19 protein-coding genes are annotated in these 17,797 nt (G+C 43.4%); 10 read left to right on the top strand and 9 right to left on the bottom strand.

From position 1 onward, the window contains the following. Positions 1 to 191 precede the first annotated feature (191 nt). From EIZ39_RS10610 to EIZ39_RS10590, 5 genes are all read right to left on the bottom strand, one after another. Positions 192 to 662: an ArsI/CadI family heavy metal resistance metalloenzyme gene (locus tag EIZ39_RS10610; protein WP_483296034.1), complete on the bottom strand. Its 471-nt coding sequence runs from the start codon at positions 660 to 662 to the stop codon at positions 192 to 194. Positions 663 to 694: 32 nt separating this feature from the next. Beyond that, entirely contained in the window at positions 695 to 1,117 is a 423-nt protein-coding gene (arsC, locus tag EIZ39_RS10605) for an arsenate reductase (thioredoxin) (RefSeq protein ID WP_129199947.1), read from the bottom strand. A gap of 17 nt (positions 1,118 to 1,134) precedes the next feature. Next, the gene (locus tag EIZ39_RS10600; RefSeq protein ID WP_129199946.1) at positions 1,135 to 2,421 is read right to left on the bottom strand and encodes an arsenic transporter; all 1,287 of its coding nucleotides are present in this window, start codon (positions 2,419 to 2,421) and stop codon (positions 1,135 to 1,137) included. A 14-nt stretch (positions 2,422 to 2,435) separates the two neighbouring features. After that, positions 2,436 to 2,759, bottom strand: a complete 324-nt coding sequence (locus EIZ39_RS10595; RefSeq protein ID WP_129199945.1) for an ArsR/SmtB family transcription factor — start codon at positions 2,757 to 2,759, stop codon at positions 2,436 to 2,438. A gap of 563 nt (positions 2,760 to 3,322) precedes the next feature. Further along, positions 3,323 to 5,374, bottom strand: coding sequence for an ATP-dependent DNA helicase (locus tag EIZ39_RS10590; protein ID WP_129199944.1), 2,052 nt, complete (start codon positions 5,372 to 5,374; stop codon positions 3,323 to 3,325). Positions 5,375 to 5,523: 149 nt separating this feature from the next. On the opposite strand from EIZ39_RS10590, the gene EIZ39_RS10585 reads away from it, so the two are divergent. Then, entirely contained in the window at positions 5,524 to 5,955 is a 432-nt protein-coding gene (locus EIZ39_RS10585; protein WP_129199943.1) for a hypothetical protein, read from the top strand. 225 nt (positions 5,956 to 6,180) lie between these two features. On the opposite strand, the gene EIZ39_RS10580 is transcribed toward EIZ39_RS10585, so the two are convergent. Next, the gene (locus tag EIZ39_RS10580) at positions 6,181 to 6,909 is read right to left on the bottom strand and encodes a ZIP family metal transporter (protein WP_129199942.1); all 729 of its coding nucleotides are present in this window, start codon (positions 6,907 to 6,909) and stop codon (positions 6,181 to 6,183) included. Positions 6,910 to 6,990: 81 nt separating this feature from the next. Between EIZ39_RS10580 and EIZ39_RS10575 the strand changes: the two genes are divergently transcribed. The 4 genes from EIZ39_RS10575 to EIZ39_RS10560 all read left to right on the top strand — a co-directional run bounded on the left by EIZ39_RS10575 (position 6,991) and on the right by EIZ39_RS10560 (position 10,945). Then, positions 6,991 to 7,542, top strand: a complete 552-nt coding sequence (locus tag EIZ39_RS10575; protein WP_164985013.1) for a DUF502 domain-containing protein — start codon at positions 6,991 to 6,993, stop codon at positions 7,540 to 7,542. Between the two features lie 65 nt (positions 7,543 to 7,607). Then, positions 7,608 to 8,156, top strand: coding sequence for a SprT-like domain-containing protein (locus EIZ39_RS10570; RefSeq protein WP_164985012.1), 549 nt, complete (start codon positions 7,608 to 7,610; stop codon positions 8,154 to 8,156). A gap of 90 nt (positions 8,157 to 8,246) precedes the next feature. After that, positions 8,247 to 10,520 carry a YcdB/YcdC domain-containing protein gene (locus EIZ39_RS10565; RefSeq protein ID WP_164985011.1) on the top strand — a complete coding sequence of 758 codons (2,274 nt, stop codon included), beginning with the start codon at positions 8,247 to 8,249 and terminating at the stop codon, positions 10,518 to 10,520. Positions 10,521 to 10,747: 227 nt separating this feature from the next. After that, a complete protein-coding gene (locus tag EIZ39_RS10560; RefSeq protein ID WP_129199938.1) occupies positions 10,748 to 10,945 on the top strand; it encodes a cold shock domain-containing protein in 198 nt (65 codons plus the stop codon). A gap of 221 nt (positions 10,946 to 11,166) precedes the next feature. Here the strand turns inward: EIZ39_RS10560 and EIZ39_RS10555 are convergent, their stop codons facing one another. Then, complete coding sequence (locus EIZ39_RS10555) at positions 11,167 to 12,300, bottom strand: tyrosine-type recombinase/integrase (RefSeq protein WP_129199937.1); 1,134 nt, start codon at positions 12,298 to 12,300, stop codon at positions 11,167 to 11,169. 171 nt (positions 12,301 to 12,471) lie between these two features. Between EIZ39_RS10555 and EIZ39_RS10550 the strand changes: the two genes are divergently transcribed. The 3 genes from EIZ39_RS10550 to EIZ39_RS10540 all read left to right on the top strand — a co-directional run bounded on the left by EIZ39_RS10550 (position 12,472) and on the right by EIZ39_RS10540 (position 14,388). Continuing rightward, positions 12,472 to 13,584 (top strand): DUF2515 family protein, encoded by a 1,113-nt coding sequence (locus tag EIZ39_RS10550; protein WP_129199936.1) that lies wholly within the window; start codon positions 12,472 to 12,474, stop codon positions 13,582 to 13,584. A gap of 157 nt (positions 13,585 to 13,741) precedes the next feature. Next, complete coding sequence (locus tag EIZ39_RS10545; protein ID WP_205668538.1) at positions 13,742 to 14,026, top strand: hypothetical protein; 285 nt, start codon at positions 13,742 to 13,744, stop codon at positions 14,024 to 14,026. Between the two features lie 17 nt (positions 14,027 to 14,043). Then, on the top strand, positions 14,044 to 14,388 hold the full coding sequence (locus tag EIZ39_RS10540) for a carboxymuconolactone decarboxylase family protein (RefSeq protein ID WP_240675765.1): 345 nt from the start codon (positions 14,044 to 14,046) through the stop codon (positions 14,386 to 14,388). Positions 14,389 to 14,425: 37 nt separating this feature from the next. On the opposite strand, the gene EIZ39_RS10535 is transcribed toward EIZ39_RS10540, so the two are convergent. Both EIZ39_RS10535 and EIZ39_RS10530 read right to left on the bottom strand, forming a co-directional pair. Then, positions 14,426 to 14,767, bottom strand: coding sequence for a hypothetical protein (locus EIZ39_RS10535; RefSeq protein ID WP_129199935.1), 342 nt, complete (start codon positions 14,765 to 14,767; stop codon positions 14,426 to 14,428). Between the two features lie 70 nt (positions 14,768 to 14,837). Further along, positions 14,838 to 15,296: a YhcN/YlaJ family sporulation lipoprotein gene (locus EIZ39_RS10530; protein ID WP_129199934.1), complete on the bottom strand. Its 459-nt coding sequence runs from the start codon at positions 15,294 to 15,296 to the stop codon at positions 14,838 to 14,840. A gap of 188 nt (positions 15,297 to 15,484) precedes the next feature. Here EIZ39_RS10530 and EIZ39_RS10525 point away from each other — a divergent pair, with 188 nt between their 5' ends. After that, positions 15,485 to 16,297, top strand: coding sequence for a lipoate--protein ligase family protein (locus EIZ39_RS10525; protein WP_129199933.1), 813 nt, complete (start codon positions 15,485 to 15,487; stop codon positions 16,295 to 16,297). A gap of 406 nt (positions 16,298 to 16,703) precedes the next feature. After that, positions 16,704 to 17,795: a pyruvate dehydrogenase (acetyl-transferring) E1 component subunit alpha gene (gene pdhA, locus EIZ39_RS10520; RefSeq protein WP_129199932.1), complete on the top strand. Its 1,092-nt coding sequence runs from the start codon at positions 16,704 to 16,706 to the stop codon at positions 17,793 to 17,795. Positions 17,796 to 17,797 lie beyond the last annotated feature (2 nt).

Below are 17,797 nucleotides of genomic sequence, written 5' to 3'. Positions count from 1 at the left end.
TAGGATTAGCTGCTTTTGGGCAATTAACAGGAAATTCTCCGCTTATTTTGGGCTGAAATGGATGATCCAGTTGCTTAACGGAAAAAATTCCGGTTAACCCAGGATGCCCAACAGTGGTCCATTGTCCGATTTAATGTTAAATAATAAAAAAAGCGTGATTCAATATGAATCTACGCTTATACCACACCGAGCTATTTTTTAAAGCTCCCCAGTTCAATAGTGACTGGAGTTGCTTGGTTCGGGCTAGGTGCGCAGCAGAGGGATAGATCACGTGCGTCTCCAGCAGACTCAAATTCAGAGTCTTCCTTCGTATAGAAGATTTCCCATGCGTTATCGTCTGGATCATAAACCCAAACCTTGTCTTGAACCGCATAGCAGCAAGTGGTTCCCATCTCATCAATGGTTACGAGTCCGGCTTCTTTTAATCTCTCTCCCATTGCTAATACTTCTTCGGTCGTGTTCACTTGGAAGCCTAAATGGTTTAGTGCCCCTTTTTTTTCAAACGGTCTCACATTCAGTGAGAAGTGCAAAGCGGGATCATCCAGTTCAAATTTTGCATAGTTCTCTTTAACCTTCGTAGGTTCTGTTCCAAAGAAAGCTCGATAAAATTGGAGTGACTTTTCTAGGTCTTGGCAATTGACCGCAACATGCATTCTTTTTATCATGATTCTCTTTCCCTCACTTAACGGATTATTTATTTTCCTTCTCTTGCAAACTGCTCCATACGTGCCTTGATTTCATCGCGGACAATCCGGAACTGAGCCATGATCTCTTCTTCCGTTCCTGTCGCTTTTGCAGGGTCATCGAAACCCCAATGCCATCTCTCCGCTTTTGGGTTGGACACAACGGGACAGTTATCGTTGGCGTGCCCGCATAAGGTAATGATATAGTCTGCATTTTTCAAGGTTTCAGCGTCAATCACATCGGAAGTGTGATGGCTGATATCCACCCCGGCTTCTTTCATGACTTGTACCGCACGCGGGTTCAACCCATGTGCTTCAAGCCCTGCGCTTTTCACTTCATATTGATCACCTGCAACGGCTTGCAACCAGCCATGAGCCATCTGACTCCGACAAGAGTTTCCTGTACACAAGAAGTAAACAAGGGGTTTTTTCATTGTATTTTCCTCCAATATCAGTGAATAATGATTAACCATAAATACAGCCCAAGAAGGGTAATAAATAGGGTAGGGATCGTTAATACAATTCCTGTTCGAAAATATTGTCCCCAGGTAATTTTAATATCTTTACGAGAAAGTACGTGCAGCCACAAAAGGGTAGCTAAGGAACCGATTGGAGTGATCTTAGGTCCTAAGTCAGAACCAATGACATTGGCATAAATGAGGGCTTCGCGGATGACCCCTTCGGTTGCAGTACCTTGTATAGCTAGAGCGTCAATCATGACCGTAGGCATGTTATTCATGATGGAGGACAGAATAGCCGCTATGAATCCCATCCCCATGGTAGCGGAGAACAATCCATAATCTGCTGTCCACTGGATCACTTGCCCTAACATATCGGTTAGTCCAGCGTTGCGAAGACCATACACCACCACATACATCCCAATGGAGAAAACTACGACAGCCCAAGGTGCATCTTTAACTAGTTTCCAAGTATTCACATGCTGACTTCGCTTGGCCGCAATAATGAAAAAGATGGCTACAATACCGACAACAAAGGATACCGGAATATGAAGGGTTTCACTTAGTAAATATCCTAGAAGTAAAACCACTAGAATGACCCAAGATAAACGGAATAATCTCATATCCCGAATGGCCTCACGAGGTACTTTTAGTTGGCTTAGATCGTAAGTTTTAGGAATGGTCTTACGAAAATATAGATACAGAACACCTAAGCTAGCGAATAAGGCAAAGAAGTTAGGAACAATCATCCTGCTCGCATATTCGACGAAGCCAATCCCAAAGAAGTCTGCAGAAACAATATTCACTAAGTTACTTACAATCAAGGGCAATGAGGTCGTGTCGGCGATAAACCCACTCGCAATGACATAGGCGATGATCATTTTCTCATCAAACTTAAGGGCACGAACCATAGCTAGAACGATGGGGGTTAAGATAAGGGCTGCACCATCGTTGGCAAAGAACGCAGCAACCGCCGCACCAAGGAAGATGACGTACACAAACATTAATTTTCCGTTTCCTTTTGCCAGTCGAGCCATATGCAATGCGGCCCACTCAAAGAAACCAATCTCATCAAGAATTAAAGAAATTAAGATAATGGCTACAAACGCTAAAGTGGCGTTCCAGACGATACCGGTAACCGTCCAAACATCTTGTAAGGTTACCACCCCAAAAGTGAGGGCGAGTAGTGCCCCAACAGAGGCGGACCAGCCAATGGAAAGACCTCTCGGTTGCCAAATCACAAAAACTAACGTGATGGCAAAAATAATGGCTGCTAACATGTTTCTTCTCTCCTTTAATCACATTGAACAAGAAGACCTTGTTTTTCTAATTCATGCAGTTTTTCTGACAGGTCAGGAAGTTGAGCTAGAGAAAAACCAATTAAATCAAACTGCTCAGGGTTGAGAGAATAGAATACCCACTGACCTTTTCGCGTTTCCCTGACTAACCCGGATGATTTCAAACGATAGAGATGCTTCGAAATGGCAGGTTGAGAAATCCCAAACACCGGAACAAATTCGCACACACAACAATCCCTATGCTTAAGCATGGCCACCATTTGCAAGCGAGTAGGATCTCCCAGCGCTTTGAGACTATCCGCAATTTTTTCAATCTCCATAAACTCCATTCCTCCTCTCCTGCTATATCATAATATAACCATATCGTTATATCAATATAAAGCGAAAAATCTTAACATAAGATTAACAAAAAAAGTGGTCCACCTTATCATAGGTGAACCACTGCGTTTTTATTATCAGATTTGGCGTGCCCCACCTTATGCGAGAAAGAAAGCGTACGACGTGTCCAGATAACCCGTAACGATGAGATCAAAGGGGACTATTCGTTCGGACATCAGAGCCGTTATTTTTAAAGAAAACGCCATTTCTTGAGGCTGATCGGACATTGGTTCCGTTACCTGGGTAAAATTATCATATTCCGGTATGATTTTGAGTAAATAACGTACTCCATGACCGCCAAACACGTAAGATGCGACTTTTTATGTTAAATAACGTACTCTATGTCCGGATAACTCGCAGCGGTAAGATCAGAGGATCTACTCGGACATCGGAGATGTCTCACTACGAAAAACGCGACTTTCTCTAGGGGATTGCCCAAAAGTGGCGTAGAATCGCCCGAAATCTAAGGCGAATTGCCCGAACCCAGAGGTCACCCCCCACCACCTTAAGGCTGGATATTAAATCGCTTTAAAGCCGAGCCAATATCATCAAGGTGCGTTGATATGGGGCTGTTCGGCAAGCTATCCAGTACTTTTTTCCCGTAGCGCTTGGTATTTAAGCGTGAGTCTAAAATGACGACGACACCTTTATCATTTTTGGTTCGAATTAATCTCCCGTATCCCTGTTTTAATCGGAGGATCGAGAACGGAAGGGTATATTCTTCAAACGAACTCTTACCCAGTGATTCGAGGCGGTCGGTTCGCGCCTTGGTTATCGGATCGGTCGGAACAGGAAACGGAAGCTTACTGATGACGACACAAATGAGGTCGTGTCCAGGAACGTCGACACCTTCCCAGAAGGATTCACAGCCAAACAACACGGTATTGGAGTCATTCTTGAAATCTTTTAAAAGTTGCTCGCGAGAAACTCCTGATTCATGGAGAAGCCCTTTCATGCCAGACTTACTGAGCCACGGCTGAAGCTCTTGATAGACTCGGTTCATCTGTTGATAGGATGTGAATAGGAGAAACGTCCGACCTTTTGTTTGCATGAGAATCTCCTTCATGGCAGCCATGACAAACGAATCAAATGAGGGATGAGTCGGCTCCGGCACCTTGTCGGGAACGATGAGAAGAGATTGCTCGTCATAGTTAAATGGACTCGGGGCCTCAAACGTACCGTATTCATCAATCCCCAATCGCTCCGCGACAAAGCCGAAGTTCCCCTGTGTCGTTAGGGTAGCCGATGTTAGAATCACTGTTTTCTTTTGGAAAAGTTCTTCTCTTAGAATATCCGCAATTTCAATAGGGGCAGAATTCAGGGTTAAACAATGGGCCCAATACGTGTCATCTTTCACTAATTGATCCTTCTTAGGAGGGGTGAATTCTACCCAAGTGGCCCATTCGGCTGACTTCAATCGTAATAGTACGTGACGAAGCATATGATCCATGGCGGTTAAGTGGCTGACGTAGCGTCCTAACCCGGCTGTCGTTTCATTTTCGCCGTGCTCTAATTCAAGGAAGTTCTTCTTGTCTATAATAAGTTGGATCGTTTCTTTGAACACGTCCTCAAACGGATAATGCTCGACTATGGGGCGTTGGAGCAAATATTGTGTCCGATCACGGGTGGCTAGATTTTTGCCTAAGGGTGCAAACAATTCTACCAAGCGACTATAAAACTGAGTGTACTTGGCTTCTACCGTAGCTTTCAGTTCTTGGTCTTCGACGGATCTGGCCCAGTGGGTCCGACCTCTTGTAAAACGGAAAAAAAGATTCGTAATTAAGTCGAGGTTAACCGTGTATTGAAATTGTTTCGTTACTTGATCTTCAATCCGATGAGCTTCATCCATAATGACACAATCATAGTCGGGCAAGAGACTTGCCCCTTGACTTCGCAGGACCAAGTCCGTAAAAAACAGGGCATGATTGGCTACGATTACTTGAGCTTTCTGCAACTTCCGCCTTGCATTCTGAATAAAGCAAGAGTCATGGAATGGGCTTTCCTTGCCCATACAGTCATCTGCGTCCCCTCGGATCTCATCAAAGAACGCTCCAGGGATCGGAAAAGGTACGTCATCCTTGTCCCCATTTTTCATTCCTTTTAGTTGCTGTTGAACTTGATTGGCGAGAGCTGCATAAGGGGATTCCTTCATAAGGGAAGAAGAAATCAATTGATCAAGTTTACGTTTGCAAATATAGTTCCCACGGCCCTTTGCCAGCTCATAACGAAAGGTCTCCCCCCATTCGGGGTCCATGTCGGCAAGTATGGACTTCACGAGAGGGAGTTCTTTTTGTAATAGTTGATTTTGGAGAGTGATCGTGTTCGTAGAGATGACGACACGCTTTTCCTCTTTCATCGCCCAGTAAGCAGCGGGGAGGGCATAACCGAACGATTTTCCCGTGCCGGTTCCCGCTTCAATCAAACCGTGTTGACTAGAAGATAAACTTTCCCATACGGTTCTTGCCATGCGAAATTGAGCCTTACGCGGTTGGTAAGGCTGAAGTCGTTTAGACAAGTGTCCGTCTCGTTTGAATATATCATAAAGAAAATGTGTCATATTATTTCCCTGCTTCTAACAAAGTCGAGTCCGTCCCTCTACTATATCGTGTTTCGACCCTGTGGGTCTAGTTAGGATTTGCAATTCTACGTGGAGAAGATTACCATAGACATGAACCATATATAAATAAGTAAGGAGTTTTTTGAACGATGGAATGGGAGATATATCATATCAGTCAACAGACAGAGTTGGAATATAATGAAGCAGAGGGGGATGCCATTCTTCATTGTCAGGTCCCGCAGGCTGCTGAACATTTTAAGAAATTGCTAGATGGAGCTACTCAGGCCACGCTTGACTTCGATGGTGGGGAATTAGAAGGACAATCCGTCATTGGATTTCGCCTTCGCAATGCCAATGGGGAGTTTTATATTGCCCTCTTAAAGAAGGATTGGAACCACTTGTTAGAACAGCCAGATGAGGTCGTGTTCCAATACGGAGAAGGGGAGAAGGGACAATTTTCATCTACTTTCTATAATGGCATGTTTGAGCAATTCCTAGATCGAATGATCGATCGTTACAATGCAGGGGAAAAGACGACCTTCACTGAAGATATCATAGAGGTGTTCGGTGAAGAAGACTAAATAAGGGGAAATTTTCCCCTTATTTTGTTAAAGCTGAGGAAAAGTCGGTAAATAAGGGAACGATTTCCCGCTAATTTGAAAAAAAGGACATCTAGGAGTCTCTTTTAGAAGAATAGGGGAAAAATCTCCCCTTATTTTGCGTGTTTTGATCTAACTTTCCAAAATAACGGAAAACCTTGCCTCTATTTTGGTTTCCAAACCTCAACTCACTCTAAAACTCACCCTCTATCCAAACCATTGAATCAAGCTGACCATAATTAATAGCCCGATAATAAAAGAGAAGGTAGCACCTGTTTCATGTCCGTCACCATGGCTCTCGGGGATTAATTCCTTATACACGATATAGAGCATGGCTCCTGCAGCAAAGGACAGTCCATAGGGGACAAGGCCAGATACATAGGAGGTTAGATGGTAGCCCATAACGGCTGTCACGATCTCTACAGCACCCGTCATGGAGGCGAGGAAGAAGGCTTTCCATCGGCCTACCTGCTGATTAATGAGGAAGAGTGCAATAAGAAAGCCTTCGGGTGCGTTCTGAATCCCAATGGCAAAGGCGATAAGCCCGCCTAATTCTTCATGCCCACTGGCGTAACTCACTCCAACTGACAATCCTTCTGGCAGATTATGTAGAGTAATTGCAGTCAGGACTAAAAGAGCTTTCTGATCCATAGCTATATTAAAGCGGGTATGCTCGAGATCCATGTGTGGTATGTATCGTTCCAAGATCGTTAAGGAAACCGTCCCTAATAACACTCCAAAGCATAATACGAAAATATTAGATAACGCTAGCGCTTCTGGGATGAGACTAAATGTTGCAGCGGCCATCATCACGCCTGCAGTCAACGCTAGTAGAATATCACGCCAGCGATGGGTGACTTCTTTAAAGAAGAGAATGGGTAGAGCACCGACTCCAGTAGCTAAGGCGGATAAGATACTACCTATATAAATTTCCATGGTTGTTCCCTCCGTGAAACTTGTGATCTGGTTGTACGTATACATTAAAGAATGAATATGGAAATAAAGGAGACGAAAGTGTTGAAGAAGATTCTCTTTAGCGGACTAATGGTTACTGTACCGATTGGAATTACCTTTTATGTACTCTATCTCATCTATCATTGGCTGCACTCATTGTCTGCGTTTATTCCCCTTCCGGAGTTTCCGGGCTCAGGTGTAATCTATATCTTTTTGATTATCTCTCTAATTGGCTTTGTTAGTCAATGGTGGGTTGGAAAAAAAGGGATTGCGATCATGGAAGCCATTATTACGAAATTTCCTGGGGTGAAGACCCTTTACTTAATGACGAAAGAAACCATCTCCTCATTAGCAGGTGAAAAACGTGCCTTTTCTCAAGTGGTACTCTATAAGGAGCAGGAAGATGTAATGAGGATCGGTTTTCTCACAACGGAAGATGTCCATCAGTTTCAATTGGGGCCAGAGTATGTTTCCGTCTATTTTCCGCACGGGCTGCAAGTGTCTGGTGAGATTCGTTTGCTGCCGCGAGAAAAATTAGTGTTTGTGGATACACCTGTCCAGGAAGCTCTCCAATTTTGTGTGAGCGCTGGCGTGGCTTCGAAGAAGAAAGAATAAGAACGTTTGTGCTGTATTTTCCTGTCATCTCTGTGTATAATGAGGAGAGGTTGGAGGGAAAAGCGGTGGAGAAACGTGAAATTGATTTTGACCCTGAGAAATTACAAGCTTTAGCTGACAAGTTATCCCAACATTTTTGGCAGGATAAACTGCAAATTCCTGTTGTCTGGAACGGCAGACTGACAAGAGCAATGGGTCGGTTTGTTTTTCGCCAGCAAGGAAAGAAGCGGGAACCCCTAAAAATTGAGATGAGCAAATATGCAGCCCAGTTTGTGGATCGAGAGATTTTTATTGCTGTCTTACTTCATGAGATGTGCCATTATCATCTTTTTATCCAGAACAAACCTTATCAGGATCATCATCCCGTGTTTGAGCAGGAATTGCGACGGGTGGGTGCCATCTCTACGAACACTGTCAAACTTCCCACGAAGGTGTATAAACTCACCTGCCAGCACTGTAAGAAATCTCTAGGAATGATGAAGCGGTTTAATCCAGACCGCTATCGAAGCGGCTGCTGTCAGGCTCCTATCCAACGGGAGGAAGACTGGATGGGATCCTTCCAATATGATGGGAGGATCTTGAAGAATAGCAAAGTAAGGATTATTTTGTCATAATTTCGTGCCTCATTTTCATGCAACCTTTCTTTAGAAGCCCTCGTCTAATCCAGTAAGAAGAACATCTTACCTGGAAAGGAAATGATTACAATGAGACGCTTTCAGAAGAAAGGTTTTCCTATATTATTGGCCAGTACCTTAATGTTTACGAGCGGTGTTCTCCCCTCTTATGCCCAAGACGTTGCCACGACAAAGCCCGCTCCTGCCCCTGTTGCCGTACAGGACAGCAAAGCGATGGCATCGGCTAAGATCTCCAAGGATCAAGCACTGGAGATTGCCAAGCAGACGATCCCGATTCCAGATGGCTTTACCCAGCGAAATATTGAGTTCCAGTCAAACTGGTGGGGGAATCAAACAGCGGCATGGATTGTTTATTGGGACAAACAAACCCCTCCGAATTACGGTCATATCCACATCGTCATAGATGCAAACGATGGTCATGTCCTTCAAGTCGAGATGTACAACGGTGAAAATACTAAGTCTACTTACCCTCCGAAGGTGGATATCACAAAGGCTAAAGATATCGCTATGGAATATATTCAGAAGAACTTCCCGGATAAAGCGAAGGAAATCGTCTACGATGATCGCTACGAGCAGGCTGCCAAACCCCCTTTAAATGGTCATGTAGAATACCCCATTACTTATAAGAGACAAGTCAATGGAATTCCATTCGAAAATAATGAGATCCGCATCAATGTGAATGGGGATGGGAAGGTCGTAAATATAGGCTATCGATGGGACGATGCTATTCAATTTCCGTCCTTTGATAAGCTCATTACAAAAGAACAAGCGCTGAAGGTCTACCAGGAAAAAGTCAATCTTGCTGTAAAGCAACTTTCTTTATGGGGTCCCGGAGTTGCCAGGACGATGAAGCTGGGATATATGCCAGACAATACCTCCTACTACTATGAACCCATCTATATCCGTGCTACGGATGGTTCACAAGTCACTTTGTGGGGGGATGAAGTGAAGACAGGTGATGTGGGGCGTGTCGTCTTATCAGATAAAAAGCTCGGGGAGCTAAACCACGGGAAGGTGACACAGGAGAAAGCCATGGAGATCCTGAAGGCACACTTTGAACTGCCGAAGGACGAAAATATGATTCGGGCATCGTTCCGCGAACAGTGGGGAGAGACGCAAACCTCCGTTTGGGAGTTTAATTGGGAAATAAGAAACGAAGGTATGATGAACAGCTGGGCGATGGCGGCTGTAGATGCGAAAACAGGTCGAATCCTAAACTACAGTAACGAAAGACATGTCATTATGGAGAAGGAAGGGGTCCAACAGGACCAAAAAACAAAGATTACAAAAGAGCAAGCCGAGAAGAAAGCGATAGAGCTCATGAAAGCCCTACACCCGGATATTGCTCACCAGCTTTACTTGATGAAAATGCCGAGAATGCCTCATGAAGAAGTCTATAATGGACGCTTCCAATCATTTACCTTTATGCGCGAAGTGAATGGGATTTCCCTAGAGCATGGCGGGATCCATGTCAATGTCGATATGATGACAGGTGAAGTCGGCAATTACTGGTTCAATGCTGATAATCTGTTAATTTCTGAAAACAAAAAGAAAGTGATGAGTCCAGGGGAGGCGTTAGAGGCTTACGTAGCACGTCTTGATATGCCATTAGTCTATGTTCTTCCGAATGAAAAGCCGTCCTTGGTTCCTGGAGCAGTAAAGCGTAATCTTGAAGCCATGTTAGTTTACCAGCCAAGAGTGAAGGAATTTGGAGAGCCGGTATACTTGGATGCCGAAACAGGCAAGTGGACCCATAGGGAAACAGGACAGCTGGTTGTAGAGTCGGGAAGTGTAACAGATATCCGCGGGCACCGAGCCGAGAAGGAGCTTCAATTACTTCTGCGTTACAATGTCTTTGACGTGGAGAACAAACAGATTAAGCCTGACGAAGAGATCTCTCGCGGGGAAATGATTAAAATGCTTGTCTTACTTGAAAACAATGGATATAAGGTATGGTACGATGAGGCGAGATCATCTACATTTAAAGATGTACAGAAAAGTTCTCCATACTTTGCTTATATAGAGAATGCAGTAGAGCGTAACTGGATTGACCGCAACCAAGAAAACTTCAAACCAGATGAAAAAATTAACCGAGAAGAAATGGCTACGATGATTATTCGGGCCCTAGGCTTTGAGCATTTAGCGAAGATCGATAACTTATTTATTAATGACCTACAAGATGCGGATTCCATTAAGGCCGTTGGCGCAGCCATCCTGATTTCGAAGCTTGGCATTATGGAGACACAAGAGGGTAAATTTATTCCTCAAGGAACCGTGACTCGAGCTGATGCAGCCGTAGCGTTCTCTCGTTATTTAAGCAAAAGAAATGAATTAAGATACTAACCAAATTTAGCCTCCTGCATAGAATATCACATGAGGATCAGGGTGAGGAGAACGACACTCGTTCATGGTCCCCATAGTGAATATGATTAAGGTGAAGGGTGTTTGAGAGTGGTTAAAGACTACGCGTTCTTACAAGCCATATCTGCTTGACCAGCTTTAAGGCTGAAGAAGCTTTGTTGTCCGCTTTTCGACACTGATCTATTAGCCCTAAGGAGGTTTTCAAGCATATGGTAGGAAAAGTTAAATGGTTTAATGCGGAGAAGGGATACGGATTCATTGAAAGAGAAGATGGTGGAGATGTATTCGTTCACTATAGTGCAATTAAGTCAGAAGGTTTTAAGACGTTAGAGGAAGGCCAATCCGTGCAATTTGATATCGTGGACGGCAACCGTGGGCCTCAAGCTTCTAATGTAGTAAAACTCTAATAGACAGGTAGGAAAAGAGGGTAACCCAAAAGGTCGGTAAAACCGAATCCTTAGTGGCACCCTCTTTCTTTTTGCTTGTTATGGAACGACCAGGGTGTTGAGCCGACCTTCCCTTTCCGCCTCCATTCGTCAGAAAAATGCATTTATTTAGTTAGTCGATTAACTAACTTGTCGAATGGACGTAAAATCAGCGGAATCCCCGGGAATCCTACCCCTAGTCTTTAAGAAAACAACTGATTGAGTGAGGATATGGCAGCTTCTTTTTCACGGTCAACGGCATGGACGTAAATATTAGTCGTTGAAATGTTTTCATGGCCTAGTAGCTCCTGAACTACTTTAATGTTCGCTCCATTCTGCAATAGGAGGGTAGCGAAGGTATGACGAAGCTTATGTGGTGAAAGCTTGCTGACCGAGGTTTCATCAATGTTAGCTATCCGAGCATATTTTTTCACAATTTCATAAACGGCTTTTCGGCTAATTCGCGTATGATCCCGGTTTAAGAAGAGGGCATTCTTATGCTCCTTCGGGATTTTTTTAGGTCTAGATTCTAAATAATCGCTGATCGCTTGAAAGGTCTGATCATTGACGTGCAGGGTGCGGTTCTTTTTCCCTTTACCCAGAACAGATAAGGTCGTTGTTTCACGATGAAGTCGCAGACTTTCCGTGTTTAAACTGCATAACTCCGAGACACGCAGGCCTGAATTAAGGAACAATAGGATAATGGCTCTGTCGCGAATCTCGAGTTCGGCTTTGAATCGCTTATCATCCGGATGGTCCGCGTAATATTTATTGATGGCATTTAGATAATCCAAGCATTCTTGGTAGGTGAGGAAGATCGGTTCATTTTGGACTTTTGAACCGCCTCGTTTGCTGGCTTTTTTCTTCTCCAGTTCTTTCATCGGGTTGACTTCGACTTCGTAATTCCGTAACAGATAATCGAAGAAAGAATTATAGGTAGATACCTTGCGGGCTTGACCGCCTGTCATGGAATTCTTGCGAAAATAGCGCTTTTCCACCCATTCTTCCGTCGTTTCTCCGGTTTCAGCATGGGTTTTAACAACCTTGGTGAATACAATTCGTTCATATCCATTAGCAATATAGAGAAAAAAGGATTTAAGGACACGAAAGTCGATCTCTTGAATAGAAGAGATGCCTTCGGCTCTACAATAATCCCACAATAAATTTAAATCATATACATAGTTTTTAATGGAAAGTAAGGAAAGTTCCTCTGCAATTAAATCTGCAATATACTGCTGGGCTTCATTTGGAAGCTTCATCACCATCATTCGAACAGATTCATCCAGCTGTTGGAAGGGATCTTTCTTTACAAAGCCTGATAAGGATTCGAAAGTCACGATATTTACCTCACTTTCATACTTGGTTTACATAATGTTTATTCTGTAAATAACCTAAACACCTTTTGGTTTTTGCACCATTATATAACAAGTTGAAAGAACATGCATAGAAATGGTCGATCTCTTCAATCTTAAGAAGTAATAGTTGAGCGAAAAAGGGGGAGGTCTTCGATGAGTTGGTTATCATGGTTTCATCCCTCTGTTAATCCCGAATTAAAAGAGCAACTCGAACGTTATGAACCTGTTACACCTCAGCTGTCCACTAAAGACAGGCGTTGGGTCGACGCTATACGCGCGAAAACCGTAGAAAGTAACCGGAACAATATAACAAGAACGATGGCTTATTGGGAGTACTATAACCGCAATCCCGAAATTCATTGGGCCCTGTTAGCCCATATGGTGTCACGAAATGCAGGATGGAATATGACCGATCTAAAAGGGGATTGGTGCTCGAGATTGATGAAAAAATTAGAAGGGGAGGAGTACTTTCGTTTTTTAGAGCGTTCCAATTGGCTTATCTTCCAGGATGCTTACCCTCAGTTGCTTCTTTATGAATTATCTAAACAAATGGACGAGAATTTATTTCATCTTTTACCAACGTTTCATATTTCTAAATTTATGCAAGTCATCTGGAGTGATTTCTGGCTACAGCGAGATCAACAAACCATTACGATTGCGTTAATCATCAATGAACAGAATTACATTCAGTCTAGAATTGTGAAAAATAGTTTGTATGCGGAGCCAGTATTTGGAGATATGAAATTCCTCGTAGAAGATTGGCTAGATTTATGTATGATTCTTTTCCCCGCCTTGGTGGATGGAGAACCTCAATTGTTCGGACAACAAGTCGAATCATTTCCGAATCTAAAGAAAAGAATAAAACTGGGCAAGGAGCTCTATGACCTGTTGTTCGATAGAGATGTGCTTCCCTATGTTCTGGAATGGTCAAAACGGAATCCACATACGGGCTCACGCGAAGTCTATTGGCCGGGCTTATTTTCCTCAGGGTTATCTGAAAACCTTAATTTCCCCTACGAAAATCGCATAGAACGTTGCCGTGTAAAAAAAGAATCACCCATGATCTATAGTCCTAAGCTCATGGATGTATGGGCCGATGTCGATCATCAACCGCCAAAGCGAGAAGACTGGTATGAAACGAGTGAAGTAGTTGAAGCGTTAAGGCCGTCTGAAAGCAAGGTGCGCCGGTGTGAGCAAGAATACTGTCAGGTCATTCAAAAGATGGACTTATTAGTTCACGCAAAACAAGTGGTTGTTGATTCTTAAAGAGAATTAAATTATACAAAAGTTGTACACCTGAATGAGTGTACAAACTTTGTACAAGGTAGTGTATTTTGTAGATAAATTATCGAACTAGTTTTCCTTTTGTCGGGGAATTCTATAGTTGATTACCGTGATTAATGGCTTAAAGGAGGGCTAAAATATGGCAGAAGAACCGAAACATTCCTTGTTGTCCACAGAGCAAATACACCTTCATTCACGAACCTTGGAAGAATTTCCGGAAGGGCCTTATGGGAGTACGCTGCTGACAGAAAACCTCGGGAAGAGCTCCGGTTGGGATACGGGTGAAGAAAATGAACAACGCTTCGGCTATGAGTTTGAGCAACTTCACACGGGACTACCGCGCTTAGATCCAGCAGCAGACCCGATACGTTATAAAGGGGATGGGACGGAAGAGGAAACTCAAGCCAATTACGAGAAGCAATAAGGGAGGTGGGCAAAGGAATGAGTATGCAACAGGAAGACAACTATAAACTCGGCATTCAGGAGCTGCACCATATCATGCCTGATGTGGTGGATCGGTATAATGATTTTACAGGGGTTTGTTTTGAAGAAGGTGTCGTGAGTAAAAAGAACAAAGAATTAATTGCTCTTGGTATCAGTTTGAGTCATCGAGATGAAAATTGTGTTCGGTACCACGTAGGAGAAGCGCTGCACAAGGGGGCAACGGATCAGGAGATTTGGGAAACAGTCAACGTAGCGATGGCGATGAGTGGTGGAATGATTGTCTCGCAAAGTGTCCATTGGGTATCGGATACGATCTCCATGAGGAACGGAACGCAACAATAAGGAAATGCAAAAAAACGGCTCAAGTCTCTTCGTAGACTTAGCCGTTTTTTGTATCTGTTAAGACTTTTCGTATTTCGTATAAATAGGCAATACGCGCGGAAAGGCTGTCTTGAACGTTCTGAGCTAACAGAGGGTCTGGATATGGTGTTTGCATCATCCGTTCGCTTTGATAAATCATATGATCTACCGCTTCGAGTAATAAGGGTTGAAACTCTTTGGATATGGGGATGTATTGATTGGCGTGTTCATAAAATTTTTCATAAATAAAGACGGCTTGCTCGAAGGCATCATTCTCGCTAATCTGTTGCTGTTGTGCGTGTGTTTTGACTCTTTGAATGATTTCTTCATCTAAATAGTAGGTTTTTCTTTTCTTTCCCACATGCATCCCTCCTTTTGTCTATTCTAATATAGCACATCATTCGTTTGGAGGGACTAGGTATGATAAAAGCCTATCCATGCATGTCTTTGTTAATTTTGTTATAGGTTTTTATGATAGCCTTAGGGGTTCCTTCGCCGTGGTTTACTTTTCTTTTTAATGTTTGTAAGTCCTGAAAGAGTTTCTTATCAGTTGTAACATGAATCGTATATCGGTCGGATAAGTCTTTCTTGAGTTGACTAGCCACTTCCTTCTTTATTCCTTTCAATCGGAAACGATCAATCCCTGTAACCTTTAGGGCGATGGAAACATCCTCTCCTATAACAACAGAAACCGCGTCATCTACTCCATTTATTCTCTTTTTTACCATGGATGCCGTGTGATTAGACAGTACTGGGTTGTACCCTATTTGTTGATAGACTGCATCGGTTTCTTGACTTTGAACTCTTGGTTGGTTCGGTTCGGCAGCTTGACAGCCGCTAAGTACCCATAGGACCAATAATAGGGGTAGGGAAAAGTGCGATCGTTTCATGGTCGGTAAGCTTCCTCCTTTAATTTCGCATGGAACATAAGGGTATTTTTTACAAGAATGGAGGTTTTTATGCGTGCGAAATGCTTGGTGATATCAAAGTTGATGATGAGGACATTCTTTTAGATGATAGGGTATAATGGGCATAATTATTTTCTATTATGTTACTTAAGAAGGGGATTAGGAACGGAATGTCTCAAGCTACGTTATTGCCAGCTCAATTTAATATAGTAGATTCTACCGTCGATGTTATGAAGGGGGATATCCTTTATCCGTTTGCTCTCGATGAGCTCTGTGCTAGAAAGGTAGGGGAGGGGACTCTTGGACCGCTTGTCCATCTGTGGCGCCATCAGAAAGCGTTTGTTATGGGGTTAAGGGATCGAAAATTGCCTTACTCCGACCAAGCGATGGAGTGGCTGGAGCGCCAAGGATATGCGGTTACGGTACGAAACTCGGGAGGGGCAGCGGTCCCGCTGGATCCTGGTGTAGTCAACCTATCTATCATCCTGCCGAATCCAACATCCAAGATCGATTTCCACCAGGATTTTGAACTAATGTACCAGATCATTCGAGATAGCTTGGGGTCGTTCGTTGAAAAAGGGGAAATCGTAGGTTCATACTGTCCTGGTGATTTTGATCTGAGTGTAAAGGGGAAAAAATTCTGTGGAATAGCTCAGCGTCGCCAGACGAAAGCGTTTGTCGTTCAAGCCTTTATTGTAGTGGAAGGGAAAGGGGATGAACGAGCTGAGCTGGTCCGGAGGTTCTATGAGATCGCATCAGGAGGAGAAGAGAAAGGGAACTATCCGTTGGTGAGTGTGGATCGTATGGCTAGTTTGCAAGAGTTGGTTGATGTTGGATCCGTTGTAACCTATGTTGAAGGGCTGAAAGGTGTGTTGAGTAACTATGGTGGAGTAGCAGCGCCAGGTGATGGATTGTCCTTATTCATGCCGGAAATGGAGAGGACGATAGTTGAACTGAGAAATCGGTATGAGAAGAGGAGTTAGCCATCTCTGTAGCTAAGTAGTCGGAAGCCTTCCGGCTATTTTCTTTGTTTTTTAACTCTGTTTATTCTGCGGATCCTTCCAACCTCCCGACCAAAATCCTCATTCTGTATCTATCATAACTCTGGGGTGTTCTAAAATTAAGTTGTATAACTTTGGTGTATTGATCTGTTTGAATATAAATAAGTACCTCACTGTAACACCACAAAGAACATCAGAGCATATCATGAGAAATAAGGGTAGATTTGTATTGGATTGTACTATATAATGATTCTTGACTGTTATAAAACCAATATTTACAGTGTTGATGTTGTAAACAATATTAACCAAATTGTAATAATACAGGATCTAGTGTTTTATGTAACAGATATGTTTAGGATCATAATTAACCTAACTTTTATATGAGGTGATGAAGTTGAGTAAAGCGGTTTCTGAGGTTCGTGCTGAACAAGTTCAAACATTGTCCATCCTCGCTCCCGATGGTTCAGTCGTTAATGAAGAGGCAATGCCTAAGCTAAGTGACGAGCAATTAAGAGAGTTAATGAGAAAGATGGTTTTCACCCGTGTATGGGATCAACGCGCGATTAGCTTGAATCGTCAAGGTCGTTTAGGATTCTATGCTCCGGTTGCAGGGCAAGAAGCGAGTATGATTGGTAGCCAATCCGCTCTAGTAAAAGAAGATTTCATTCTACCAAGCTATCGTGATATCCCTCAAATTGTATGGCACGGGCTTCCGCTTTACCAAGCATTCCTGTATTCCCGTGGTCATCAGCATGGAGGACAGATTCCTGATGGAGTGAATGTCCTGATGCCTCAAATTATCATCGGTGCTCAGATTATCCAGTGCTCCGGCGTAGCGATGGGCTTTAAGAAGCGCAACAAGAAGAATGTAGCTATCACCTATATTGGAGACGGCGGTACCTCCCAAGGTGACTTCTATGAAGGCTTAAACTTTGCGGGTGCGTATCAGCTTCCGGCTATCTTTGTCGTACAGAACAACCGTTATGCGATTTCTACCCCGATTGAGAAGCAAACGAAAGCTAAGACTCTAGCGGATAAAGCCGTTGCGGCGGGTATTGTTGGGGTTCAAGTTGACGGGATGGATGTTCTTGCGGTGTACAAAGCGGTTGCTGATGCAGCTGAGCGTGGTAGAAACGGTGAAGGTCCAACCTTGATTGAAGCTCTTACTTATCGTTTTGGTCCTCACACGATGGCAGGTGATGATCCTACTCGTTACCGTACAGGTGAAGAAGCTAGTGAGTGGGAACAGAAGGATCCATTAACTCGTTTCCGCAAGTTCTTGGAAAACAAGGGGTTATGGACAGAAGTAGATGAGAATCAAGTGATTGAAGAGGCGAAGGCTGCTGTAGCTGACGCAATTAAGAAAGCAGACGAAACACCGAAGATGACCGTTACAGGGTTAATCGATACGATGTTTGAAACAACTCCTGCGCATTTGGAAGAACAGAAGGCAGATTACGTGGCTAAGGAGGGTAAATAATC

The sequence above is a fragment of the Ammoniphilus sp. CFH 90114 genome (assembly GCF_004123195.1).
GTDB lineage: Bacteria > Bacillota > Bacilli > Aneurinibacillales > RAOX-1 > YIM-78166.
Note: the sequence above shows the minus strand (reverse complement) of the source record. Positions and strands in the feature narration are given on the sequence as shown.